22 protein-coding genes, 1 tRNA gene and 2 pseudogenes are annotated in these 23,293 nt (G+C 50.9%); 17 read left to right on the plus strand and 8 right to left on the minus strand.

Annotation, left to right across the window (positions count from 1 at the left end):
- The first annotated feature begins 93 nt into the window (after positions 1-93).
- Positions 94-747: a PAQR family membrane homeostasis protein TrhA gene (gene trhA / locus NNN64_RS19830; RefSeq protein ID WP_271442484.1), complete on the plus strand. Its 654-nt coding sequence runs from the start codon at positions 94-96 to the stop codon at positions 745-747.
- 140 nt (positions 748-887) lie between these two features.
- On the opposite strand, the gene ygfZ is transcribed toward trhA, so the two are convergent.
- A complete protein-coding gene (gene ygfZ / locus NNN64_RS19835) occupies positions 888-1,871 on the minus strand; it encodes a tRNA-modifying protein YgfZ (RefSeq protein WP_271442485.1) in 984 nt (327 codons plus the stop codon).
- Between the two features lie 256 nt (positions 1,872-2,127).
- Between ygfZ and sdhE the strand changes: the two genes are divergently transcribed.
- Positions 2,128-2,394 carry an FAD assembly factor SdhE gene (gene sdhE / locus NNN64_RS19840; protein ID WP_005123351.1) on the plus strand — a complete coding sequence of 89 codons (267 nt, stop codon included), beginning with the start codon at positions 2,128-2,130 and terminating at the stop codon, positions 2,392-2,394.
- Positions 2,375-2,782 carry a protein YgfX gene (locus NNN64_RS19845; protein ID WP_271442486.1) on the plus strand — a complete coding sequence of 136 codons (408 nt, stop codon included), beginning with the start codon at positions 2,375-2,377 and terminating at the stop codon, positions 2,780-2,782. The genes sdhE and NNN64_RS19845 overlap by 20 nt, the downstream gene beginning before the upstream one ends.
- A 91-nt stretch (positions 2,783-2,873) precedes the next feature.
- Here the strand turns inward: NNN64_RS19845 and fldB are convergent, their stop codons facing one another.
- On the minus strand, positions 2,874-3,395 hold the full coding sequence (gene fldB, locus NNN64_RS19850; RefSeq protein WP_271442487.1) for a flavodoxin FldB: 522 nt from the start codon (positions 3,393-3,395) through the stop codon (positions 2,874-2,876).
- A 113-nt stretch (positions 3,396-3,508) separates the two neighbouring features.
- Here fldB and xerD point away from each other — a divergent pair, with 113 nt between their 5' ends.
- The 5 genes from xerD (at position 3,509) to lysS (ending at position 9,597) form a co-directional block, all read left to right on the plus strand.
- A complete protein-coding gene (gene xerD, locus NNN64_RS19855; RefSeq protein ID WP_271442488.1) occupies positions 3,509-4,405 on the plus strand; it encodes a site-specific tyrosine recombinase XerD in 897 nt (298 codons plus the stop codon).
- A 23-nt stretch (positions 4,406-4,428) separates the two neighbouring features.
- Positions 4,429-5,142 (plus strand): bifunctional protein-disulfide isomerase/oxidoreductase DsbC, encoded by a 714-nt coding sequence (gene dsbC / locus NNN64_RS19860; RefSeq protein ID WP_101742745.1) that lies wholly within the window; start codon positions 4,429-4,431, stop codon positions 5,140-5,142.
- A 5-nt stretch (positions 5,143-5,147) separates the two neighbouring features.
- On the plus strand, positions 5,148-6,881 hold the full coding sequence (recJ, locus tag NNN64_RS19865) for a single-stranded-DNA-specific exonuclease RecJ (RefSeq protein WP_271442489.1): 1,734 nt from the start codon (positions 5,148-5,150) through the stop codon (positions 6,879-6,881).
- Between the two features lie 90 nt (positions 6,882-6,971).
- Positions 6,972-8,070, plus strand: a protein-coding gene (prfB, locus tag NNN64_RS19870; RefSeq protein ID WP_096878465.1) for a peptide chain release factor 2 whose coding sequence is annotated in 2 segments (ribosomal slippage) — positions 6,972-7,046 and positions 7,048-8,070 — 1,098 coding nt in all. Because the reading frame shifts where the segments join, the coding sequence is not laid out codon by codon here.
- A 9-nt stretch (positions 8,071-8,079) separates the two neighbouring features.
- Entirely contained in the window at positions 8,080-9,597 is a 1,518-nt protein-coding gene (lysS, locus tag NNN64_RS19875) for a lysine--tRNA ligase (RefSeq protein WP_115642921.1), read from the plus strand.
- A gap of 95 nt (positions 9,598-9,692) precedes the next feature.
- Here lysS and idi read toward each other — a convergent pair whose 3' ends face one another.
- From idi to NNN64_RS19895, 4 genes are read right to left on the minus strand one after another with little or no spacing between them, the layout of a single operon-like run.
- Positions 9,693-10,241, minus strand: a complete 549-nt coding sequence (gene idi, locus NNN64_RS19880) for an isopentenyl-diphosphate Delta-isomerase (protein WP_271442490.1) — start codon at positions 10,239-10,241, stop codon at positions 9,693-9,695.
- A gap of 53 nt (positions 10,242-10,294) precedes the next feature.
- The gene (locus NNN64_RS19885; protein ID WP_271442491.1) at positions 10,295-11,011 is read right to left on the minus strand and encodes a DUF554 domain-containing protein; all 717 of its coding nucleotides are present in this window, start codon (positions 11,009-11,011) and stop codon (positions 10,295-10,297) included.
- 14 nt (positions 11,012-11,025) lie between these two features.
- Positions 11,026-11,604: a UbiX family flavin prenyltransferase gene (locus NNN64_RS19890; RefSeq protein ID WP_271442492.1), complete on the minus strand. Its 579-nt coding sequence runs from the start codon at positions 11,602-11,604 to the stop codon at positions 11,026-11,028.
- Between the two features lie 11 nt (positions 11,605-11,615).
- Positions 11,616-13,109 (minus strand): UbiD family decarboxylase, encoded by a 1,494-nt coding sequence (locus NNN64_RS19895; protein ID WP_271442493.1) that lies wholly within the window; start codon positions 13,107-13,109, stop codon positions 11,616-11,618.
- A 215-nt stretch (positions 13,110-13,324) separates the two neighbouring features.
- Between NNN64_RS19895 and NNN64_RS19900 the strand changes: the two genes are divergently transcribed.
- The 6 genes and pseudogenes from NNN64_RS19900 (at position 13,325) to NNN64_RS19925 (ending at position 17,669) form a co-directional block, all read left to right on the plus strand.
- On the plus strand, positions 13,325-14,221 hold the full coding sequence (locus NNN64_RS19900) for a LysR family transcriptional regulator (RefSeq protein WP_271442501.1): 897 nt from the start codon (positions 13,325-13,327) through the stop codon (positions 14,219-14,221).
- Positions 14,222-14,310: 89 nt separating this feature from the next.
- Positions 14,311-15,033 (plus strand): amidase activator ActS, encoded by a 723-nt coding sequence (gene actS / locus NNN64_RS19905; protein WP_271442494.1) that lies wholly within the window; start codon positions 14,311-14,313, stop codon positions 15,031-15,033.
- An 80-nt stretch (positions 15,034-15,113) separates the two neighbouring features.
- Positions 15,114-15,187 (plus strand) — tRNA-Gly (locus NNN64_RS19910).
- Between the two features lie 88 nt (positions 15,188-15,275).
- Positions 15,276-15,446 (plus strand): annotated as a pseudogene (locus tag NNN64_RS19915) (DUF6538 domain-containing protein); the annotation flags it as partial.
- 397 nt (positions 15,447-15,843) lie between these two features.
- Positions 15,844-16,296: pseudogene (locus tag NNN64_RS19920) on the plus strand (helix-turn-helix domain-containing protein).
- Positions 16,297-16,907: 611 nt separating this feature from the next.
- Positions 16,908-17,669: a hypothetical protein gene (locus NNN64_RS19925; RefSeq protein ID WP_271442495.1), complete on the plus strand. Its 762-nt coding sequence runs from the start codon at positions 16,908-16,910 to the stop codon at positions 17,667-17,669.
- Positions 17,670-18,040: 371 nt separating this feature from the next.
- Here the strand turns inward: NNN64_RS19925 and NNN64_RS19930 are convergent, their stop codons facing one another.
- Complete coding sequence (locus NNN64_RS19930; RefSeq protein WP_271442496.1) at positions 18,041-18,511, minus strand: MarR family winged helix-turn-helix transcriptional regulator; 471 nt, start codon at positions 18,509-18,511, stop codon at positions 18,041-18,043.
- Between the two features lie 44 nt (positions 18,512-18,555).
- Here NNN64_RS19930 and NNN64_RS19935 point away from each other — a divergent pair, with 44 nt between their 5' ends.
- Genes NNN64_RS19935 through NNN64_RS19945 form a run of 3 tightly spaced genes read left to right on the plus strand, consistent with a single transcriptional unit; the run spans position 18,556 to position 22,308 of the window.
- Complete coding sequence (locus NNN64_RS19935) at positions 18,556-20,073, plus strand: FAD-dependent oxidoreductase (protein WP_271442497.1); 1,518 nt, start codon at positions 18,556-18,558, stop codon at positions 20,071-20,073.
- Positions 20,074-20,075: 2 nt separating this feature from the next.
- The gene (locus tag NNN64_RS19940) at positions 20,076-21,056 is read left to right on the plus strand and encodes a quinone oxidoreductase family protein (protein WP_271442498.1); all 981 of its coding nucleotides are present in this window, start codon (positions 20,076-20,078) and stop codon (positions 21,054-21,056) included.
- Positions 21,046-22,308, plus strand: coding sequence for an MFS transporter (locus NNN64_RS19945; protein WP_271442499.1), 1,263 nt, complete (start codon positions 21,046-21,048; stop codon positions 22,306-22,308). Before NNN64_RS19940 ends, NNN64_RS19945 begins: the two co-directional genes overlap by 11 nt.
- 276 nt (positions 22,309-22,584) lie before the next feature.
- Here the strand turns inward: NNN64_RS19945 and NNN64_RS19950 are convergent.
- On the minus strand, positions 22,585-23,293 hold a 709-nt coding region (locus tag NNN64_RS19950), incomplete at its 5' end, for an alpha-hydroxy-acid oxidizing protein (RefSeq protein WP_271442500.1).

Consider the following 23,293-nt stretch of genomic DNA (forward strand, 5'->3'; position numbering starts at 1 on the left):
GATAAATATTTTAGCTAACAGGTGTTCACTGGAACCATTCTCAGTTACGCTAGAGACGCAATCACGAAAGTGTTCGTTTTACCGGAGTAACGTATGGTTCAGAAGCCATTAATCGCGCAGGGATATTCGCTGGCTGAGGAAATAGCCAATAGTATCAGTCACGGTATCGGGCTGGTGTTTGGGATTGTCGGACTGGTGCTGTTGCTGGTTCAGGCAGTGGATACCAATGCCAGTGCTATGGCGATTACCAGCTATAGCCTGTATGGCGGCAGCATGATCCTGCTATTCCTTGCTTCAACCTTGTATCACGCCATCCCTCATCAGAAAGCGAAAATCTGGCTGAAAAAATTCGACCACTGCGCTATTTATCTGCTGATTGCCGGGACTTACACGCCGTTTCTGCTGGTGGGACTGGATTCGCCGCTGGCGCGTGGATTGATGATCGTTATCTGGAGTCTGGCGCTGCTTGGTATTTTATTCAAACTGACTATTGCTCACCGCTTTAAGGTTTTGTCGCTGGTGACCTATCTGACGATGGGGTGGTTATCGTTGATTGTGGTGTATCAACTGGCGATTAAACTGGCCGCAGGCGGTGTGACGTTATTGGCTGTGGGGGGCGTTGTGTATTCGCTGGGCGTGATTTTCTACGTCTGCAAACGTATTCCTTACAACCATGCTATCTGGCATGGGTTTGTGCTGGGTGGCAGTGTTTGTCACTTTCTGGCGATTTATTTGTATGTTGGGTAACACGCATAGATCCAGTGCAACCCCAGGGTCGGCGTAAACGCCTCGCCCTGGATATGTTTTGTTGGCCGGATAAGGCAACGCCGCCATCCGGCGGCATGCCCTGAATTGCCTGATGGCGCTGCGCTTATCAGGCCTACTAATTACTCTTCGTTTAACGAATACGGCAGCGGCACAATATGCAGCGTTTTCGCATCATCACGCACGCGGAACACGCTGTCTGCTTCCATATCGTTATTCATCACGACCTGTACTAACACCTGACCATCGGCCAGTTGCACGGCAGCAAGAACGGTACCGGTACGACGCCAGTTCTCACCCATTTTTAGTTCCAGATCTTCACCCGCTTCTGGTACCCGGCTGGCAGTACCCGCCAGGGTCCACATTGCGCGTTTATTGGCGCCGCGGAATTTTGCGCGGGCAACCATTTCCTGGCCGGTGTAACAGCCTTTTTTGAAGCTAATACCACCCAGAGCCTGAAGGTTAGTGGCCTGTGGAATAAACTGACCGCTGTTGGCGGTGTCGATCACCGGGATACCCGCTTCGATATCCAGCGCCAGCCATTGCTGGCTGTTATTCAATTCTGCTTCGCCGCGCAGTTTCTCTGCAATCATCTCAGCGGTTGCGACATCAACGATCAGCAGGAAGCGTTCAGACGGATGCTCGAACCACAGCAGGGTGGAAGCGCCGTGGGTAACGACCTGCTTATCGCTGGTTGGCAGTTCGCTAAAGAGGTTGGCCAGCGCCGCTCGCGCCTGGAAGCCCGCTACACCCAGCAGGACGCGCTCATCATCCGGGGCAATCACGACCTTCGAGAAGACGGCGTATTTTTTCAGTTCGGTTAATTGGGCATCACGCAGGCTACGGCGTTCAAGCCAGGCAAAGCCATCAGCCTGACGGAAGAGACGCAGGTTGCTCCACATTTTGCCTTTGGCGTCGCAGTGAGCTGCCAGCAGGTGTTGCTGTTCGGTCATCTGGCTGACATCTGCGGTGACCTGACCCTGGATGTATTTTTCACTGTCGACACCGGTAATGGTGGCGAGAGCCCAATCGTCGAGCGTCATTAGCGTCAGAGGCAAACGTGCCGACGCAAACGGCTGGCGAGGAGGAAACGATGTAAAAGCCATAATAATGTCCTGATTTGCTTAACGCGGTAATAATGACTAATGGTAAAAGAGCTATGGGCTATTGCAAGCGGTTTAAACATCCTGTTTGTGCCTTATATTAAGCTTTGCGAGGAGACATCCAAAAAAAGTGAACCCTTTGACTTAATGTGGTTTTATTTAGCGATCGCGCTTCCGTTTACTGATATTCCCGTAAAAGAGCGTGAAAAACACGTTACAATAGCCGGATACTTCGTTTTCGCGAGACAGGGAAAAGAACATGGATATTAACAACAAAGCACGTATTCATTGGGCATGCCGCCGCGGTATGCGTGAACTGGACATCTCTATCATGCCGTTTTTCGAACATGAGTATGACAACTTAAGTGACGAAGAAAAACGCATCTTTATCCGTCTGCTGGAATGCGATGATCCAGACTTATTTAACTGGTTGATGAATCATGGGAAACCGGCTGATGAGCAGTTGGAGCAGATGGTGCGACTCATCCAGACACGGAATCGGGAACGTGGTCCAGTGGCAATCTGATTTACGCGTTTCATGGCGCGCACAGTGGCTCTCTCTGCTCATTCATGGGCTGGTTGCGGTATTCATTTTATTGATGCCCTGGCCATTGAGCTACACCCCATTATGGCTGGTGCTGCTCTCTCTGGTGGTGTTTGATAGCGTACGCAGTCAGCGTCGCATTAACGCTTGTCAGGGAGAGATTAGACTGTTAATGGACGGTCGCCTGCGCTGGCAGGGGCAGGAGTGGTCTATCGTTTGTGCACCCTGGATGATTAAAACGGGCATGATGCTGCGTTTGCGTTCAGATGCAGGAAAACGTCAGCATTTGTGGCTGGCAGCGGACAGCATGGATGACACAGAGTGGCGGGATTTGCGGCGGTTAATGCTGCAACAGGCGAAGCAGGGTTAACGCCGGCGAATGACCGATGGCGAGCAGCTACAGTTTAGTGCGCTATGTAGGCCGGAGAAGGCATTCACGCCGTCATCCGGCAACACGGTTTTCAGGACCAGTGTTCGGCCATTTCACCGAGAATTTGCTCACACCAGGTCTGGATACGTTCATCGCTGAGGTCGTATTGGTTAGTTTCATCCAGAGCTAAACCGACAAACAGCTGCCCATCGGCAATCACGGGTTTATCGCTGGTGAATTCATAACCTTCTGTTGGCCAGTAACCGACAAACTTAACACCTTTGGTGACCAGTTTATCATGCAGCATACCCAGAGCATCAAGGAACCACTCACCGTACCCCAGTTGATCACCCATGCCGTAAAGCGCGACAATCTTGCCTTCCAGGTTGAGGTTGTCCAGCTGCTCCCAGACCGCTTCCCAGTCTTCCTGAATTTCACCGAAATCCCAGGTTGGAATACCCAAAATGAGCACGTCATACTGCTCCATTAGGGCGGGGGAATCATCCTTGAGATTGTGCAGTGTCACCAGTTCGGGACCAAGGATATCGCGGATTTTTTCTGCTGCCATTTCGGTGTAGCACGTGCTGGAACCGTAAAAAAGACCCATGTTCATGACGTAAACATCTCAATTCTGCTGTAGCGTTGCGGCTAGTGTAACAGAATCGCCGCAATCTCGGCACAATGAGGCATAATGCATCAAAAATGAGAGTGAATTAAGGGGCGCGAGTGGAACAAGATCTGGCACGCATTGAGCAATTTCTTGATGCCCTGTGGCTGGAGCGAAATCTGGCGGAGAACACGTTAAGTGCGTATCGTCGCGATCTGACAATGCTTGTTGAATGGTTGCACCATCGTGGCATTTCACTGGCGACCGCGCAGAGCGATGATTTGCAGGCATTGCTGGCTGAGCGAATGGATGGCGGGTATAAAGCCACCAGTTCAGCACGTTTGCTCAGTGCCATGCGGCGTGTTTTTCAGCATCTTTATGGCGAAAAATTTCGCGAAGACGATCCAAGCGCCTCGCTTGCTTCACCTAAACTTCCGCAGCGTTTGCCAAAAGATCTTAGCGAAGCGCAGGTAGAACGGCTGCTGCAGGCCCCGCTTATTGACCAACCGCTTGAGCTACGCGACAAAGCGATGCTGGAGGTTTTGTACGCCACGGGGTTGCGCGTATCAGAGCTGGTGGGGCTGACGATGAGCGATATTAGTCTGCGCCAGGGCGTTGTGCGGGTAATTGGTAAAGGCAACAAAGAGCGACTTGTGCCGCTGGGCGAAGAAGCCGTGTACTGGCTGGAAACATACCTGGAACACGGTCGTCCATGGTTGCTCAACGGCGTATCGATTGACGTACTGTTTCCCAGCCAGCGTGCGCAGCAGATGACCCGTCAGACTTTCTGGCATCGTATTAAACACTATGCTGTGTTAGCAGGGATCGACAGCGAGAAACTGTCGCCGCACGTATTGCGGCATGCTTTTGCCACGCATCTGCTCAATCACGGCGCTGACCTGCGCGTGGTGCAGATGCTGCTGGGGCATAGCGATCTCTCGACTACACAGATTTATACACATGTCGCAACGGAGCGCTTGCGTCAACTACATCAACAGCATCACCCACGAGCGTGAGTGCTGACAGTAAAGGATAGGTTATGAAGAAACGTTTTATGATGCTCACCCTGCTGGCTACTGCGTTTTCAGGCATGGTGCATGCAGACGATGCGGCTATTCGCCAGTCATTAGCGAAGCTGGGCGTGCAGAGCACCGAAATTCAACCTGCTCCGGTTGCGGGCATGAAAACCGTACTGACCAATAGCGGTGTGCTGTACGTTACTGAAGACGGCAAGCATATTATTCAGGGGCCGATGTATGACGTAAGTGGCGCAAGCCCGGTGAATGTCACTAACCAACTGCTGATGAAGCATCTGAATGCGCTGGAAAAAGAGATGATCGTCTACAAGGCGCCGCAGGAAAAACACGTTATCACCGTTTTCACCGACATCACTTGTGGCTACTGCCACAAGTTGCATGAAGAAATGAAAGACTACAACGCGCTGGGCATCACAGTCCGTTATCTGGCCTTCCCTCGACAGGGGCTGGAAAGCCAGGCCGAGCAGGACATGAAGTCAATCTGGTGTGCAAAAGACAAAAACAAAGCCTTTGACGATGCGATGGCGGGTAAGGGCGTGAAAGCGGCGACCTGTGATGTAGATATCGCGAATCACTACGCACTGGGCGTGCAGTTTGGCGTCAGTGGTACACCGGCGATTGTCCTGAGCAACGGCTATGTTGTTCCGGGCTATCAGGGGCCGAAAGAGATGAAAGAATTCCTCGACGCACACGAAAAACAGACCAGCGGTAAATAATTCGCGTGAAACAACAGATACAACTCCGTCGGCGTGAGGCCGACGAGACTGCCGAACTGCCTGCGGATTTACCTCCCTTGTTGCGTCGTTTGTACGCCAGTCGTGGCGTGCGTAGTGCGCAGGAGCTTGAACGCAGCGTGAAAGGGATGTTGCCGTGGCAGCATTTGAGTGGCGTCGAAAAAGCGGTTGAGATCCTCTATAACGCCTTTCGCGAAGGAACCCGCATCATTGTGGTGGGGGATTTCGATGCCGATGGTGCGACCAGCACGGCACTGAGCATCCTGGCGATGCGTGCGTTGGGCTGTAGTAATGTTGACTACCTGGTGCCCAACCGTTTTGAAGACGGATATGGCTTAAGCCCGGAAGTCGTGGATCAGGCGCATGCCCGGGGCGCTCAACTGATCGTTACTGTGGATAACGGCATCTCTTCTCATGCGGGGATTGAGCATGCCAGAACGCTGAATATTCCGGTGGTGGTGACGGATCACCACCTACCCGGTGATACGCTGCCGGGCGCGGAAGCAATCATCAATCCTAACCTGCACGACTGTGAATTTCCGTCGAAATCGCTGGCAGGCGTGGGGGTAGCCTTCTACCTGATGTTGGCGCTGCGCACCTTCCTGCGTGACAAAGGCTGGTTTGATGAACGTGGTATCGCACCGCCTAATCTGGCCGATTTGCTTGATCTGGTTGCTTTGGGCACAGTAGCGGACGTGGTGCCGCTGGATGCCAATAACCGTATCCTGACGTGGCAAGGTTTAAGCAGAATTCGTGCGGGAAAGTGCCGCCCTGGCATTAAGGCGCTACTGGAGATTTCCAATCGCGACCCGCTTAAACTGGCCGCCAGTGATTTAGGTTTTGCGCTTGGCCCTCGGCTGAACGCGGCAGGTCGTCTGGATGATATGTCCGTCGGTGTTGCGCTGTTGCTGTGCGATAACATTGGTGAGGCGCGTATGCTGGCCAATGAGCTGGATGCACTCAACCAGACGCGAAAAGAGATTGAACAGGGGATGCAGGCAGAAGCTCTGACCCTGTGTGAAAAACTGGAGCGCAGTAGTGACACTCTCCCGGGGGGCCTGGCGATGTATCATCCCGAATGGCACCAGGGGGTGGTCGGCATTCTGGCATCGCGTATTAAAGAGCGTTTCCATCGTCCGGTAATCGCTTTTGCTCCTGCGGGGGATGGCACCTTAAAAGGTTCCGGACGTTCGATCCAAGGACTGCATATGCGTGATGTGCTGGAGCGTCTGGATACGCTTTATCCCGGCATGATCATCAAGTTTGGTGGACATGCGATGGCAGCAGGCCTGTCGCTGGAAGAAGCGCAGTTCGAGCATTTCCAGCAGCGTTTTGGCGAGCTGGTAACAGAATGGCTAGACCCTGCTTTATTGCAGGGTGAGGTAGTCTCTGATGGTCCGCTGAGTGCGGCAGAGATGACTATGGAAGTCGCGCAAATGCTGCGTGATGCCGGTCCGTGGGGGCAAATGTTCCCGGAGCCGCTGTTTGATGGACATTTTCGCCTGCTCCAGCAACGTCTAGTTGGTGAGCGTCACCTGAAAGTGATGGTGGAACCGGTTGGCGGCGGGCCGCTGCTGGACGGTATTGCGTTTAACGTCGACACCCGATGCTGGCCGGACAACGGTGTTCGCGAAGTTCAGCTTGCCTACAAACTGGATATTAATGAGTTTCGCGGCAACCGCTCATTGCAAATTATTATCGATAATATCTGGCCACTTTAGCGTCACTATATCTATAAAAAAGAGCGTGAATTGGTTACAATCCCGCTCTTATAACCGCATTTTGACTCGTTCAATAAAAGAAATCAGACCATGTTTGAAATTAATCCGGTAAATAACCGCATTCAGGACCTCACGGAACGCTCTGACGTTCTTAGGGGGTATCTTTGACTATGATGCTAAGAAAGAGCGTCTGGAAGAAGTAAACGCCGAGCTGGAACAGCCTGACGTCTGGAACGAACCCGAACGCGCACAGGCGCTGGGTAAAGAACGTTCTTCCCTTGAGGCTATTGTCGACACGCTCGACCAGATGAGCCAGGGCCTGGAAGATGTTTCCGGCCTGCTGGAACTGGCTGTAGAAGCCGACGACGAAGAAACCTTTAACGAAGCCGTAGCAGAACTCGATACGCTGGAAGATAAACTGGCACAGCTGGAATTCCGTCGTATGTTCTCCGGTGAATATGACAGCGCAGATTGCTATCTTGATATTCAGGCCGGCTCCGGCGGTACCGAAGCGCAGGATTGGGCCAGCATGCTGATGCGTATGTATCTGCGTTGGGCTGAAGCTCGCGGCTTTAAGACGGAAATTATTGAAGAGTCTGAAGGCGAAGTGGCGGGTATTAAATCCGTGACCATCAGAATCGCTGGAGAATATGCTTACGGTTGGTTGCGCACGGAAACCGGTGTACATCGTCTGGTACGTAAGAGCCCGTTCGATTCCGGCGGCCGTCGCCATACGTCGTTTAGTTCTGCGTTTGTTTATCCGGAAGTTGACGATGATATCGATATCGATATCAACCCAGCGGATCTGCGTATCGACGTTTACCGCGCCTCGGGTGCGGGCGGTCAGCACGTTAACCGTACGGAATCTGCGGTGCGTATCACTCACATCCCGACCGGGATTGTAACGCAGTGCCAGAACGACCGTTCCCAGCACAAGAACAAAGACCAGGCCATGAAGCAGATGAAAGCGAAGCTTTATGAACTGGAAATGCAGAAGAAGAATGCCGAGAAACAGGCGATGGAAGATACCAAGTCCGACATCGGCTGGGGTAGCCAGATTCGTTCTTATGTCCTTGATGACTCCCGCATTAAAGATCTGCGTACCGGGGTTGAAACCCGCAACACGCAGGCAGTGCTGGATGGCAGCCTGGATCAATTTATCGAAGCAAGTTTGAAAGCAGGGTTATGAGGAACCAACATGTCTGAACAACACGCACAGGGCGCTGACGCGGTAGCCGACCTTAACAATGAACTGAAAACGCGTCGTGAGAAGCTGGCTAGCCTGCGTGAGCAGGGGATCCCGTTCCCGAACGATTTCCGTCGCGATCATACCTCAGACCAACTGCACGCTGACTTCGACGCGAAAGAAAACGAAGAGCTGGAAGCGCTGAACATTGAGGTATCCGTTGCTGGCCGCATGATGACCCGTCGTATTATGGGTAAAGCATCATTCGTTACGCTGCAGGATGTTGGCGGCCGTATTCAGCTGTACGTTGCGCGCGACGATCTGCCGGAAGGCGTCTACAACGAGCAGTTCAAAAAATGGGATCTGGGCGATATCCTCGGCGCGAAAGGTAAGTTGTTTAAGACCAAAACCGGCGAACTGTCCATCCATTGCACCGAGCTGCGTCTGCTGACCAAAGCCCTGCGTCCACTGCCGGATAAATTCCATGGTCTGCAGGATCAGGAAGCGCGTTACCGCCAGCGTTACCTGGATCTCATCTCTAACGATGAATCCCGCAACACCTTTAAAGTGCGTTCACAGATCATGGCGGGTATCCGTCAGTTCATGGTGGGCCGCGGCTTTATGGAAGTTGAAACCCCAATGATGCAGGTGATCCCCGGCGGTGCAGCAGCACGTCCGTTCATCACCCACCATAACGCGCTGGATCTGGACATGTACCTGCGTATTGCGCCGGAACTGTACCTCAAGCGTCTGGTGGTTGGTGGTTTCGAACGCGTATTCGAAATTAACCGTAACTTCCGTAATGAAGGCATCTCTGTTCGCCATAACCCTGAGTTCACCATGATGGAACTCTACATGGCTTATGCGGACTACAAAGATCTGATTGAACTGACCGAATCGTTGTTCCGTACTCTGGCACAGAACGTTCTTGGAACGACCGAAGTGCCCTACGGTGAAGAAGTCTTCGACTTTGGCAAACCGTTCGAAAAACTGACCATGCGCGAAGCGATTCAGAAATACCGTCCGGAAACCAATATGGCGGATCTGGACAACTTCGACTCAGCGAAAGCGATTGCTGAATCTATCGGCATCAAAGTTGAGAAGAGCTGGGGTCTGGGCCGTATCGTGACGGAGATCTTTGAAGAAGTGGCGGAAGCGCACCTGATTCAGCCGACCTTCATCACCGAATATCCGGCAGAGGTTTCTCCGCTGGCGCGTCGTAATGATGAAAACCCGGAAATCACCGATCGCTTTGAATTCTTCATTGGCGGTCGCGAAATCGGTAACGGTTTCAGCGAGCTGAACGATGCTGAAGATCAGGCACAGCGTTTCCAGGATCAGGTTAACGCTAAAGATGCAGGCGATGACGAAGCGATGTTCTACGACGAAGACTACGTCACCGCTCTGGAACATGGTCTGCCGCCGACTGCTGGTCTGGGTATTGGTATCGACCGTATGGTTATGCTGTTTACTAACAGTCACACCATCCGCGACGTGATCCTGTTCCCGGCAATGCGTCCGGTTAAGTAAGATGTGAACTGCCGGATGGTGGCTGATGCCTTATCCGGCCTACGCGGAGACGATTCGTAGGCCGGATAAAACGCTTTTGCGTTGTTATCCGGCAATTAATGACCGTTGGAAAATGCGCGCAATAATTTACGTGCCTTATCGTCTGAAACCTGCATTACCATCCACGGGCTGAAGGCCCACGGTGTAGCGTCAATCCCGCATAACACATCCTCAAGATTGCTCCACCGAGAATCCATCACTTCCTCTGCATTAGGCTGTAGCGTGCTGATTAGCTGTGCGGCATATACCGGGCAAACTTCATTTTCCACAATTCCACTGGGATCTGCGGCACAATAGCGAAAATCAGTGTATACGGGCGTGAGTGCGCGAATGTCAGCTCCCAACTCGAAGCGGGCGCGACGGATAATGGCGTCTTCAGTTGTTTCCCCTGATTGTGGATGACCGCACACCGAATTTGTCCAGACACCCGGCCAGGCTTTTTTGTGCAGTGAACGACGGGTAACCAACAGTTGTCCCTGGTCGTTAAAAATCCAACAGGAAAACGCGAGATGTAGAGGGGTATTGTGGGTGTGGGCGGCATACTTCTCGAGTATACCTGAAGGTATATCTTGCTCATCCAGCAAAACGACATGTTCCCCGGCCATGACAACTCCTGAAAAGAAAAAATAACCCGGCACAAACCCGCCGGGTCATGTACTCAGGCCACTAGGGTAGCCCATAAATGGGACAAAGGCATTACCAAAACAAGCCCTGGCAGCATGTTGGCGACCGGAAATAGTTTAATGTTGCAGATGCGCAATCCGGTCGCGACCATTAGCAATCCGCCAGCACAGGAAAAATCCGCCATCATGTCCGGGGTGATCATCGGCAGAATAACCACTGCCAGCATCGCCAGCGCGACCTGGATAATGATTTGTGGGATAGCAATGGTCATCACCGCGTAACCTAACAGCGTCGCGAAGATCCCAGCGGTAAATAGATCCAGAATCGTTTTGATGTACAGAATCGACGGATCGCCACTCATACCTTCGGTCATCGCACCGAAAATGCCGGTGCCACTGGCGCAAAAGAGCACCAGAATCGCGACGAATTTCTCGGTGAATTCATCATGGCCAAGCCCGTTGACCGGCGGCAGAACTTTATTGATCAATCCACGCGTGGAGCCAGCGGCTTTGCCAATGCCCTTTTCCAGATGCAGTAGCTCACCAAGAATTGCACCAATCACCATGGCGAGGACCACGGCGGGCATATATTTTACTTTTAGCACCAGGGTGATGCCTAAACCAACGGAGCACAGACCGAAGGTCATTGGCAGCGCTGTTTTGACGCGTTCGGGGAGCTTACCGCCCGCCATTGCGCCAACTAGTCCACCAATTATGACGGCGGAGCCATTTACATATGGGCCGATTAGCATTGCAGAATATCCTGTTAATTAAAACGTAGTTCGCCTTCACCCCAGCGAGGGATGTTGTTGATCTCAAGGTCAAACAAATCGAGCGCGCGATTAACGCTATGAGTAATGATGTCGTCTGCCGTTTGCGGACGCTGGTAAAGCGCCGGCACTGGCGGAAAGATAATTCCCCCCATCTCGGTGACGGCGGCCATGTTGCGAATATGACCGAGGTTCAGCGGCGTTTCTCTGGCTAGCAGCACCAGACGACGTCGCTCTTTCAGTACCACGTCCGCTGCCCGGGTGAGCAAGTTGTCCGTCAGGCTGTGGGCGATTGCGCCCAGTGAGCGCATTGAACAAGGCGCAATCAGCATACCCAGCGTTTTAAATGAACCGCTGGAGATAGCTGCCCCAAGATTAGCGATGGGATGCACCACGTCAGCCAGTGCCATAACTTCATCCAGGCGGTAATCCGTCTCCAGTTCGCAGGTTTTTTCTGCGCCTTTCGAGACAACCAGATGGACCTCAACGGAAAGCGGGCGAAGCAGCTCCAGCGCTTTTACACCGTACTGAAATCCGGATGCTCCGCTGATACCTATGATGATGCGTGCTGTCATGGTGCGCTCCTTTATTCGAAATCCGGCAGGAAGCGCTTCACATCCACATCTTTAAATGCAGAACGCTGGAAGTTGTGCTTTAGGTGGAATGGCACCGTACAGTCGAAAATCGTTTTACAGGACATCCCTTGTTGCAGAATGCTCGGGCTGTATTCTGGTACTTGTGACGGATCGAGAGGGTGGCAGCGGACACCGGGGATCGTAATCGTATCGACATCGCCCTGATAGCGGGTCTGCATAGCCCATAGCACGTCGTCGCTGTCGAAAATATCAACATCTTCATCTACCAGGATGACATGTTTCAGTTCCGGGAACGCAGAGAAAGCCAGCAAAGCCGCCTGACGTTGACGGCCTTCATCCGCCGGGGATGATTTTTTAAACTGCAGAACTGCCAGCAGCTTACCGCCGCCTGCAGAGTGGGCGAAAACGTTGAGCAGTTTTCCCGGCATGGCACGTTCAACCATATCCAGAATGCTGGCTTCGGTAGGGATCCCGGCCATATTGACGTGTTCTTCGCCTGGACCTACGGTGGTGCGCCAGATAGGGTTGATGCGGTGTGTCACGGCTTTCACTTTGATGACTGGGATAGACTCTTTGGCTTCGCCGGTATAGCCGGGAAACTCGGGCATAGCACGACCGGTATTGGTGTTCTGGTCTTCCCGTACACGTGCGTTTGGCAGCAGCTCGCCTTCAATCACGATCTCGGCATGCGCGATGGCTTTTTCGTTGATGGTTTTACACTGAACCATCTCAACCGCCTTCCCGCGCAGTGCGCCTGCGATGCTCAGTTCGTTAAAGCCCAGTGGGGTAGTGGGGGGTTCAAAACAGGCGGCAATTTCAATCGCGGGGTCCACCCCGATGCTGATAGAGATCGGTAGTGGCCGTCCGGCAGCCTCTGCTTTCATACGAAACGCATCAATATGGCGGCCCGGTGTCAGCCACATCGAGAGCTCGTCACGGCTCTGTACGCACAGACGGTGAATGGTGATGTCGGATTCGTGGGTTTCCGGGTCCGAGGCATAGCACAGGCCCATAGTGATATAGGGACCAGCGTCCTCTTCGGTATTGGTTGGTGCAGGCAGTAATTTACGCAGGTCAAAATCGGCATCGCTCGCCAGATGCACGACGTTCTGGCATACGGCACTCCCCTGGGCTATTACCGGTGCGATTGCGTTTTCCACAGAATCCTTCAGCAGATGCCCCAGTTTTTCAGGTTCACACTGAAGAAAATGACTGACACGTTGACGTGAGCCGTTCAGGCCAATTGCTACGCTGATATCTGCAAATCCTTTGATTTTATTGAAGACCATTACTGGACCGTTCTTGCGTGTTGGACGCTGGCAGGTGCCGCCTGCGCCAACATAGCGATAAACACCGGAGAGTTCAGCGTGTGGGTCAACTTCGGTATTGGTCTCAACGTATTCGCCGGGCAGTGTTTTAAGAAGTTCGAGTGCGGAGCGTAAATCATGCACTGTTGAGGGTGTTTTGTAATCAGCATTTGCCATGGGATGTTCCTTTGGAAAAGAAGTTTCGCTGCCGGCACAATATTTCCCATGGCGCTTTTAAACAAATACCGTTTACCGGATAGTCAGTAGATCAAAAAAGTTTATTTTAATGACGTGTTAAATAGTGATTAACCAATATGATGTGTAATGGGCTGGCTTTTTATTTTCCCAGGTAAGTGTGATACTGGAGATAAATGAAACTACAGGTGATCATGATGGATTTGAAGCGCTTACGGTATTTTTGTCGGGTGGTGGAGCAAGGTTCCGTCAGCCAGGCGGCGAAATCGCTGAACATGGCGCAACCGCCACTCAGTAAACGAATTCAGGAACTGGAGGAAGAACTTCAGGTATCGCTTTTTATGCGCCGCGGAAACCGTATTGAACCCACGGAAGCCGGATTTTTCCTCTATCGAAAAGGCTGTGAAATATTACGTCAGGTTGAGGATACGGCTCGCGAAACGGCAGACATTGCGCAGAAAAACCGAACTGAATTAAGAATTGGATTAACGCATCTCTATCAGAATTATTTTAAAGCGTTATTGATGGAGGTTCATCGACGTAATCCAGAAACCACGATAAATATTTCAGTTACTGACTCTAGCCATCTTGAAACGTTATTAACGGAAGGTGGAATTGACCTGGCGCTAATACAACGGCCCTATCGTAGTGAAGGTTTTGATTATGTTTCTTTTGACCCGATTAAGCTGGTGGCGGTTATCAATAAAAAATGTCTGTCGGGTCCACCATCGAATCCCTATAACTACACATCACTGGCGGCACTGCCGTTGGTGTTGTTGCACAGGGCGAAGGATTCAGGGACTTACGAAATGCTCATGGATCTGTTTCGTAAATCTGGTGTGAACGCCAGGGTGATCATGCATATCACACAGCCGGGAGTGATCCTCGACTGGCTGGAGTCCGGCCTTGAAGCCGCGACATTGCTACCCTCTTCAGAAGTCGACGCGGATAAACTCAGCCAGTGCTACGTGGTGGATGTATTCCCCTCGCCACAAATATTTTATCCGGCGCTGGTGAAATTACCGTCCATGCCTTACTTGCCCGCGCTGATGGATATTATTGCACAGGGATATCCGTTTAATACATCAGGTTGAGCCGAAGCGATTGGGGATCGTCCGGCTGGCTGGTATGATAATTACCTCTGGTTTGGAGGTGAACGTTCGTGTTTAGTGCAGAATGTCTGATGAGTAAACGCTTTTATATCTTGATAATGTTGGTAGGCAGCCTGATCGTTGCAGGATGTTCCAGTTCATCTGATTCCGGCTCTACGTATACCGTGAAGCGTGGCGATACGCTGTACGCGATTTCGCGCTCTACCGGTACCAGCGTCAGGGATCTCGCCCGTCTCAACAACATATCTCCTCCCTATACCATCGAAGTAGGGCAAAGGCTGAAGCTTAGCGGTAGCACGAAAACCAGCCCGACTACCGGCAAGAGCACCACAAAATCTTCTACAAAAACAGCGGCAGTCAGACCGTCGTCCTCCGTACCGCAGTCATCCTGGCCGCCTGTGGGACAACGCTGCTGGCTGTGGCCTGCCAGCGGAAAAGTGATCCTGCCTTATTCAACGGCGGATGGCGGCAACAAGGGTATTGATATCTCAGCTGCGCGCGGCACACCGGTTTATGCGGCGGGGGCAGGGAAGGTAGTTTATGTCGGCAACCAGCTGCGGGGCTATGGCAACCTCATCATGATTAAACACAGTGAGGATTACATTACCGCTTATGCGCATAATGATACGCTACTGGTGAACAACGGGCAGAGCGTGAAGGCCGGGCAGAAAATTGCCACCATGGGTAGCACTGATGCGGCATCTGTACGCCTGCATTTCCAGATTCGCTATCGCGCAACGGCGATTGATCCACTGCGTTATTTACCGCCGCAGGGGAGTAAACCTAAGTGCTAACAGGCTATTTTATCAGCAGTTAGCATAGTTTGGGCTTGTCAGAGGGTGCGTAAGGTCTATAATGGCCCACGCACCTCTTCGCGGGCGTAGTTCAATGGTAGAACGAGAGCTTCCCAAGCTCTATACGAGGGTTCGATTCCCTTCGCCCGCTCCAAAAACTCCCTAACGTATTCATCCCTCCGCCTTTTCTGATTCATACGTGACAGCGCTCGTGATCCTCCTACAAAGGGGTCATACAGGTGATGGCGCAGCGTGATAATCTCTATCGACGTCCAAGCGGTATCTATGTTCTGCGGATCGCCGTTCCGGTTCGTTATCGCGCCCTGATAGGGCAGCGTGAAATTCATGCTTCTACCCGCACAACTCGCCTTGCAAATGCCAGAGCTATTGCCGCGCATTTGCTGGAGAAGTGGTATTCGCCCAGCACCAATGAGAGAGTGCCCAGAGCCTCTATACAATTGCGCGTCGCGTGCCGATGTGCTGCTTTGATACAAGATGGGCTACCACACCATAACTGGCCCAGCTATGCGTGGCTCCCGCTGACATCGGTAATAAAAAGTCTGCTCCTGCCATGATTCCCTCACTTTCCAAACCGCATCGCGTCTGATAGCGAACGATGGCGACGCCAAACCAATGACGATCATCACACTTTGTGGATTTAATATGTCACTATTGGTGTTTTTTTGAATCTATTGATTGTGGTGATATAAAATTCTTGCGGGGAGAGTGTGCTCACAAATAGGACTTTTAGATTCAAAATGTCTCATATAGAGCGAGGCCTTACAGTGGTCAATATTGCACATTCAGTGCATGAAAAAATCCCTGAGAATACAGTTTGGCGAGAGGGTAAAAGCGTTGCGCGTTGCTACCGGAATGAGTCAGGAAGCGTTTGCTGATCGGTGTGGGTTTGCACGCAGCTATATGAGCCGCATTGAACGCGGCGGTTCTAATGCGTCTCTGGATGCGATTGAGGTGCTGGCTTACGCTCTCAGTGTTGAGTCGTGGCAGTTGTTAGCGCCTGACTCATCCGAAAATAATGACCTGGAGCTGTTCGTTCCATACGCAGCGATGGTTCGTGTTTTCACCCCGGCCTGGCGAGTTCCAGAGATGGTTACTTTGGTGTGGGTGATAAGACCGCTCAGAAGCGCTTTGGGACGTTTTCAGAAGCTCCGCAGCATGGAGACGGCAAAATGGCGCAGGCACTATCCTAGTGGCAACTGGGGTATTGTTTCGGCGGTGCGATGGGGCAAACTGAGAAAGTAGCGTCAGGTGTAAGGGTAAGAATTCTAAGGCTGGATGAATGAACCGTGTTCATGTAATCCTGATAATTTTTCGTGTCATCAGCCTCTTTCTTCCTATGACAGTTAATAAAACATCAAAAATACAGGTGCGTTACGCAGGCGTTACAGTGGCGTTTATCTGAGAAAAGAACTGATATATCGCGGGGGTGAGTTGATGGCTTTTGCAATTGTCACGACAGTAATACCATCCTCTACGGCATTAGTAGTTGCAGTTGTTGGTTACTGATTCACAATAAAATGTGATCGAGAAGCCGAGTTACGAAAAGAACGCTTAGATCACTATAAAGAACTTGTTTCAAGTCTGAGTGACATTCTTGAAGGCGGCAATAATTTTCAAGGGCAAAAGCGGTTTGCGCTAGCTTGCAATAACCTCAATCTCGTTGCACCAGCATCAGTGATCAAAGCCCTGCAAGGGTTTCAGGACGAGACAAAGTCAAACAATCCGAGCCGAACACTTGAGCGTTATGATGAGTTACTGTCGTTGCTGCTTATCGAGATGAGGAGAGACCTTAATATTTCACCTAGCGGTGAGTCTGCGTCTATGTTTCGGTTATGGGCGCTTGGGAAATCATTATGACACAGCCAAATTTCAGAAGAGTTCAAAAAAGAAATCCTTATCAATTAGTTGTTGATCAACATATCCACGCAGCTCATTGCATAAAAAAGTTTGCCGGTGAAAAAGGTTTGGTGAACGTTTTTGATAAATCAATTTCACAATGGGTGCAGCGTAAGCCAGATGCTGCTCTTTTTTGTGCAAAAAGAGCTTGGGATCAACGCGCTGAAAAAGGTTATATGAACAGTATAGAAAGCGCATTTTTTGAGGTGATCGATAGTATTGATACCACCATCATAAATAGAAATCATGACGCTATAACTCGTTATTTCCATTTGTGGCGCCTTAGAGGGTCTGCAAGAGATGGTGAGAAAAAAGATTTACTACTTAATGGTGTTACAGGAGGGGGGTTAACTATCGATCAGCAAGAGATTGTGGAAAGTAAGCATGCAATATTTATTGCAGAAGGTGGAGAACTTCCGCATCACTTCGCTAAAGGTATTGAGATACAAATGATGATCGATAAAGCTAGCCATTTCATGAAACCAATAAGATGGGGATTATGGACAGCTGCTAGGGGGGAGTTTTTAGCTGCTGATTACTATCCTGGAGATAGTGATGGTTTAACGCCTTTTATTCCAGTGTCTCCTCAGCATGTGTTCTTTGCTAATGCTCCAGATACTAAGATCAATGTTCATAAAGTGCGTGAGTTGAATCGTATTTCTGTTGCATCTTCAAAGAATTATTACTTTTGCCGGAGTCTCGAAAACTGTCCGCTTTGAGGGGTGGCATTGCAAGAAAGTTGTAGTTCCCCCTACAAAACCCTCCTATCAATGCGTCAAATTTTTGTTAATAAATCTATGGGATTACGAGATCTTTGGAGCGGGGGGGATTTCCCTTCGCCCGCTCCATGACCTTTCTTAAAGTATTCCAATTTACTGAATCCTAAGGGATACGGCTTAACGCTTTTCAATAGTTTTACTCATTGAAACTCAGTTTGTTGAAATACATTCGCAATTAAGAACCTGGTTTTATCAGCGTAATGACAATCGTTGATGTGGCCACAGTGTCTGTGGCGGTCTTTGCACAAAACCGTTCGAAAACCAGGCTCTTGGCCAGGACTGCCTCCACAATATGCAGGAGATATCACCGGTTATTTGTTAAGCGCACGGGCAAATTTATCAAGGAGGCGCACAAATACATCAATTTCATCTCTGCTCCAGTCCCTGAAAACCTCATTGCCCATCCGTTCACGAGCGGCATCAATGAGATCTGTCATCGCCTTGCCTTTCGCGGATATTACCGCCTCACGTACGCGGCGATCCGCATCGCTTTCCCGGCGGATCACAAGTTCCAGTTTTTCCAGTCTGGCGACCTGTCGGCTAATCGTTGTGTAATCTCTTCCTGTCCGCTCTGCGAGTTCTACTACCCCTATGGGACCCAACCGTTCTATCCCCACAAGCACAGAAAAGAGCGCGCGATCGAGTTTAATCCCCGCCTCTTCGATCATTTTCTCATCATTGCGCGGTTGGTTCATAACGCTGACGATTGTCAACAGGGCACTGTGAAGCACCTTCATTTGTTCGGGAATATGTGTATCTTGCACATTTTTATTTGATGACATAGTATGACTCCTGTTAAGTGCATAATACACATATTGGGGCATTTATGACAAGCCATTCCAGGATTGACGTACTGATTTGCGGAGCAGGAGCGTGTGGCCTGACACTGGCCATCGAACTTGCACGCCGCGGTGTCACATTCAGGCTCATTGATAAAATATCCGTTCCTTTTCCTGGGTCGCGGGGGAAAGGTATTCAGCCCCGTACTCAGGAAATGTTTGAAGATATTGGAGTCCTGGATCGGGTTGTAGCGGCCGGTGGATTGTACCCACGCCAGCGCCGTTATCGGGATAACGGCAATTACACTGAATCTGATATTGCAGAGCAGGTCAGTCCGACCTCAGAAGAGCCTTATAGCCTTCCCCTGATGGTTCCGCAGTTCACTACCGAACGCATTCTGCGTGAACGACTTAATGAACTGGGCCATAACGTGGAATTCGGCTGCAGGCTGACTGGTTTCGTGCAAAACAACTCCCATGTCACCGCGCGTTTGTCTTGTGCTAATGAGAATGAAAGTACGGTTCATGCCTGCTACCTGGTCGGTGCGGATGGTGGTCGTAGTCTGGTGAGGAAGACCCTGGGTGTGGATTTCCCAGGAAAAACACTGAACGTGCACGCTCTGGTCGCAGATGTCGTATTAACCGGGCTCAGCCGGGATGTCTGGCATCAGTTCGGTGAGGGCGATATGCAACGGATGCTCACGATATGTCCGCTAGCGGGTACCGGTCTGTTTCAGATACAGGCTCCTGTTTTACCGGATGCACAGACAGACCTGTCAGCCGGGGGGCTGACTGCGCTAATTGCCACGCGAACGGGACGACAGAACATCTTGGTGCAGTCGGTAGCATGGGCCTCAGATTACCATATGAACGCGCGCCTCGCCGAACGTTACCGTGTCGGTAGAGTTTTTCTTGCGGGTGATGCCGCACACGTGCATCCACCAACCGGCGGGCAGGGGCTTAATACCAGTGTGCAGGATGCCTCAAATCTTGCGTGGAAGCTGGCCGCTTCACTGCAGGGTGCACGCGAAGATCTTCTCGACAGTTATGAGACTGAACGTCGGCAGGTTGCTGCAGATATGTTGTGTCTGTCGACCCGCTTGCTTGATGAGCACCGACAGCGTGGTTCATTCCAACGTGGCCGGGATGTTCGCCAGCTTGATATTGGCTACCCAGAATCTCCGCTGTCAAAGGAACTGCCAGAGCGTACAGCGGGACTGAGAGCGGGAGACCGTGCTCCAGATGCCAGATTCTGCGGTGCTGCGGGTCAACCTTCACGGCTGTTTCTGTTATTTCGGGGCCCACACTGGACGCTACTGGTCTGTAAAGTCGCCGGTGTGAGCATCAGGCCACGCCCAGGATTGCATATCCACTATATCGGATTGAGTGGTGATGTCATTGATACCTGGGGGGAGATTAACGACACCTATACGCTCAGGAGAGATGAATGCGTGCTTATTCGTCCGGACGGGTATATTGGCGCATTTTTCCACACGGACCATACCGCTAAATTCGACTTATATATGGCCCGTATGGGCGTCCACCTATTACCCACGGAGAGTTAATCATGAGAGCTGCATTAGTGACTGCAGAGGGAAAGGCTCCCGTTTTGGGGGGATTGGGTATTCCAGTTGCCGCAGGAAACGAACAGCTTATTCGGGTAAAGGCTGCAGCGATAAGCAACGTCGTCAGAGCGAGGGCTGCGGGTACGCACTACAGTTCGGATAATCTATTTCCCTTTGTGGCCGGGGTCGATGGTGTTGGTTCTCTCAGTAATGGTCAACGGGTTTACTTTGCACTACCACGACCGCCACATGGCAGTATGGCTGATATGACCGTGACAGACCCTTCGCTATGTGTACAGGTGCCTGATGAAGTTGATGATATCACTGCTGCCGCAATCGTTAATCCCGGCATGTCATCATGGATGGCCCTTACCGAACGCGCAGCGCTAAAGGTTGGAGAGACTGTTCTCATCAACGGTGCTACCGGTACGTCAGGCCGTCTTGCTGTTCAGATTGCGCGTTACCTCGGCGCAGGTCGAATTATCGCCACTGGTCGTAATGCTAGTGCCCTCAGGGAAGTGGAGATGCTTGGTGCGGACGTGATAATTCTGCTTGATGAAAACGCCAGTACCCACGAGTTTAAGCTTATGCAGGCCTTTCATGATGGTATTGATATCGTCATTGATTACCTGTGGGGGCCAATCGCTGAGTTTCTGTTAATGGCGGCTGCCCGAGCCGGTCGTGAAGCAACCCCTGTACGCTTTGTGCAGGTCGGTTCTGTTTCGGCCCCTGACATCACGCTTCCTGGCTCCGTTCTGCGGTCCTCGGCGATACACATTATGGGTAGCGGTCACGGCAGTGTCCCGATGCCACGTCTGATGGATATAGCAAGTGACGTCCTGCGCGCAACCATTCCTGCAGGGCTACAAATAGCGTACAGCCCAGTTCCATTTTCCGACTTTGAACGGGCATGGGGCTGTGACGACAGTCGCTGCCGTACGGTATTCATCATGGATGCAGGAGGAGCCGGAGATGGCTATTAATCCCTCACTGAAAATAGCCGCAGAGAAGATGAGTACTCAGGAATGGCGTATGTGCCTGCCTATTTTTGTGATGGTCAGTCTGTATGCCGCAGGTACGGCCGCGGTACTGCCAGTGTTACCCTTCTACGTGCGGGATATGGGCGGTTCTCCGCTCATTCTGGGGATAATAATGGCCACTGAAGCCTTGATCCAGTTCACCTCAGCACCTGTGCTGGGCCAACTATCCGATCGGTTTGGACGCAAAAGGATATTGTTTGCGAGCCAGTTCCTCGGCACCGTCAGCCTGCTTATGTTGGCAAGTGCCCCTGGTATAATTATTGTCATGCTGGCGCGGATGCTGTTCGGTATCACGGCTGGAAATATCCCGGTTGCAGCGGCTTACATTGCAGATTATTCATTGCCATCGCACCGGCGACAGGCCATTGGTATTCTGACAGGCTGCGTAGGGTTGGGAGGCATTTTGGGTGCCGGTCTTGCGGGTCTGTTATCAGAATACTCGCTGGTCGCACCATTATACGCTGCGGTGATGTTCACCCTTGTAGCAGGTGTTGTTACATTGCTCCTGCTAAATAACGCCTCGTCGGTTCCCCCGCAAAAAGTAATTAACGGTACTAGAAAAGTCCCTTTCAGTACTGTGTTGATGTCTCCTGTGATCCGTACCCTGATTATTTTGATGCTGTGCCATTGCTTTGCATATGGGTTGTACAGTTCACAGATGCCCGTCTTTCTTGGTGAGACATTTATCTGGAATAGTCATGCGTTCGGTACAAAGGAACTGAGTTTTATTATTGTGGCTGATGGTATCATTAACGTGATTGTCCAGATATTTCTGCTGGGCTCGCTCAACAGATACGCAACGGAGCGAAATCTGATTATTTTTATTTTCTCGCTTATTTGTTGTGGCGTTCTGATAGCCGGTTTTGCCAGTACCATCCCCGTACTTGCTCTTGCGGTACTCTGCATAAGTACTGGTGATGCGCTGGCGAAACCGACTTATCTAGCCGCCCTGTCAGTTCATGCCCCTAATGAACGGCAAGGTCTCGTAATGGGAAGCGCGCAGGCCTTGAATGCGATTACGGATATATTCGCGCCAGTGCTGGGGGGATTCATTATGGGGTATGCGCTTTACGGGGTGTGGATAGGTATTGTTGTAGCCGTGACCGTTGTCGGGACTATTGTGGCATTAATACAACTGCCGAAAAGCGATCCTGAATCTGATGAGAGTCGGGAAAAGCATACTTCGACGGGTTAAACCCGAAAAGACGTGCAACCACGATTTTTTCTGACTTGAACCTTGACGATATTGAAAATATGCTTGTCATATGCGTGCGAACCGTTTCACAATTTAATGTTCAGGATTAGATCCTGCTTGAACTTTGGATATTAAGGCGTTTTTCCTTCATGGTGAATAAATAAAATACCGGCCATAGTGGCCGGTATTCAGCATTATTATCTATTCTTTAATAATGGCTCTGGTGAGTGGAATAGAGGGGGCTAATATTTCATGCCGTTAACCCAAAGTATGCTCTTATTCTTCCAGATCACGTAAGGTCAACAATTTGGTTTTTTTCACCTGTTCGATATCTTTGGTTCCACCGAGCATCATATTGATGACTAATTCTTTGTTGAGTTGCTCGACAACAGAAGCAACACCTTGAGCTCCGCCGAGGTTTAGACCGTACAGGACAGGACGTCCAATAGCCACGATATCAGCGCCGCTAGCGATAGCTTTAAATACATGTGAACCACGACGTACACCACTATCAAAAATAATTGGCACGCGTTTATTTACAACTTTTGCGATAGAGGGCAATACATCAAATGAGGATGGCCCACTATCGAGTTGTCTTCCCCCGTGGTTAGAAACCCAGATAGCTGCAGCTCCGGCTTTAATAGCAACCTCTGCATCTTCCGGCGATTGAATTCCTTTCACAATGACTGGCAGACCGGAGATTTGGTGAACGTATTTAATATCTTCCGGAGTGAAGGCTTGCTTGGCTTGTGCGTATATTTCGCTGATACCAGAACCTTTGCCTGTTTTTGAACCGTCATCACTCTGCTTCGCAAACATCTCAAGATTTGCGAAGCCGAGAGGGAACTGGAAATTATTCTTTATATCGTCTTCGCGATATCCACCAACAGGTGAATCGACTGTCAGAATGATCGCTTTTGCACCATGTTTAACCGCTTCATTTAATATAAATTCGTTAAATTTATTATTTTTACTCATATAGAGC

The organism is Citrobacter sp. Igbk 14 (assembly GCF_028069825.1).
Lineage (GTDB): Bacteria > Pseudomonadota > Gammaproteobacteria > Enterobacterales > Enterobacteriaceae > Citrobacter.

Excerpts from the sequence above, each read along its gene's own strand:
- NNN64_RS19940 (WP_271442498.1), top strand. The coding sequence starts at position 20,076 with ATGAGAGCTGCATTAGTGACTGCAGAGGGAAAGGCTCCCGTTTTGGGG.
- sdhE (WP_005123351.1), top strand. The coding sequence starts at position 2,128 with ATGGATATTAACAACAAAGCACGTATTCATTGGGCATGCCGCCGCGGT.
- NNN64_RS19945 (WP_271442499.1), top strand. The coding sequence starts at position 21,046 with ATGGCTATTAATCCCTCACTGAAAATAGCCGCAGAGAAGATGAGTACT.
- NNN64_RS19895 (WP_271442493.1), bottom strand. The coding sequence starts at position 13,109 with ATGGCAAATGCTGATTACAAAACACCCTCAACAGTGCATGATTTACGC.
- idi (WP_271442490.1), bottom strand. The coding sequence starts at position 10,241 with ATGGCCGGGGAACATGTCGTTTTGCTGGATGAGCAAGATATACCTTCA.
- fldB (WP_271442487.1), bottom strand. The coding sequence starts at position 3,395 with ATGAACATGGGTCTTTTTTACGGTTCCAGCACGTGCTACACCGAAATG.
- NNN64_RS19885 (WP_271442491.1), bottom strand. The coding sequence starts at position 11,011 with ATGCTAATCGGCCCATATGTAAATGGCTCCGCCGTCATAATTGGTGGA.
- actS (WP_271442494.1), top strand. The coding sequence starts at position 14,311 with ATGAGTAAACGCTTTTATATCTTGATAATGTTGGTAGGCAGCCTGATC.
- dsbC (WP_101742745.1), top strand. The coding sequence starts at position 4,429 with ATGAAGAAACGTTTTATGATGCTCACCCTGCTGGCTACTGCGTTTTCA.
- NNN64_RS19900 (WP_271442501.1), top strand. The coding sequence starts at position 13,325 with ATGGATTTGAAGCGCTTACGGTATTTTTGTCGGGTGGTGGAGCAAGGT.
- NNN64_RS19935 (WP_271442497.1), top strand. The coding sequence starts at position 18,556 with ATGACAAGCCATTCCAGGATTGACGTACTGATTTGCGGAGCAGGAGCG.
- ygfZ (WP_271442485.1), bottom strand. The coding sequence starts at position 1,871 with ATGGCTTTTACATCGTTTCCTCCTCGCCAGCCGTTTGCGTCGGCACGT.
- NNN64_RS19925 (WP_271442495.1), top strand. The coding sequence starts at position 16,908 with ATGACACAGCCAAATTTCAGAAGAGTTCAAAAAAGAAATCCTTATCAA.
- lysS (WP_115642921.1), top strand. The coding sequence starts at position 8,080 with ATGTCTGAACAACACGCACAGGGCGCTGACGCGGTAGCCGACCTTAAC.
- NNN64_RS19930 (WP_271442496.1), bottom strand. The coding sequence starts at position 18,511 with ATGTCATCAAATAAAAATGTGCAAGATACACATATTCCCGAACAAATG.
- trhA (WP_271442484.1), top strand. The coding sequence starts at position 94 with ATGGTTCAGAAGCCATTAATCGCGCAGGGATATTCGCTGGCTGAGGAA.
- NNN64_RS19890 (WP_271442492.1), bottom strand. The coding sequence starts at position 11,604 with ATGACAGCACGCATCATCATAGGTATCAGCGGAGCATCCGGATTTCAG.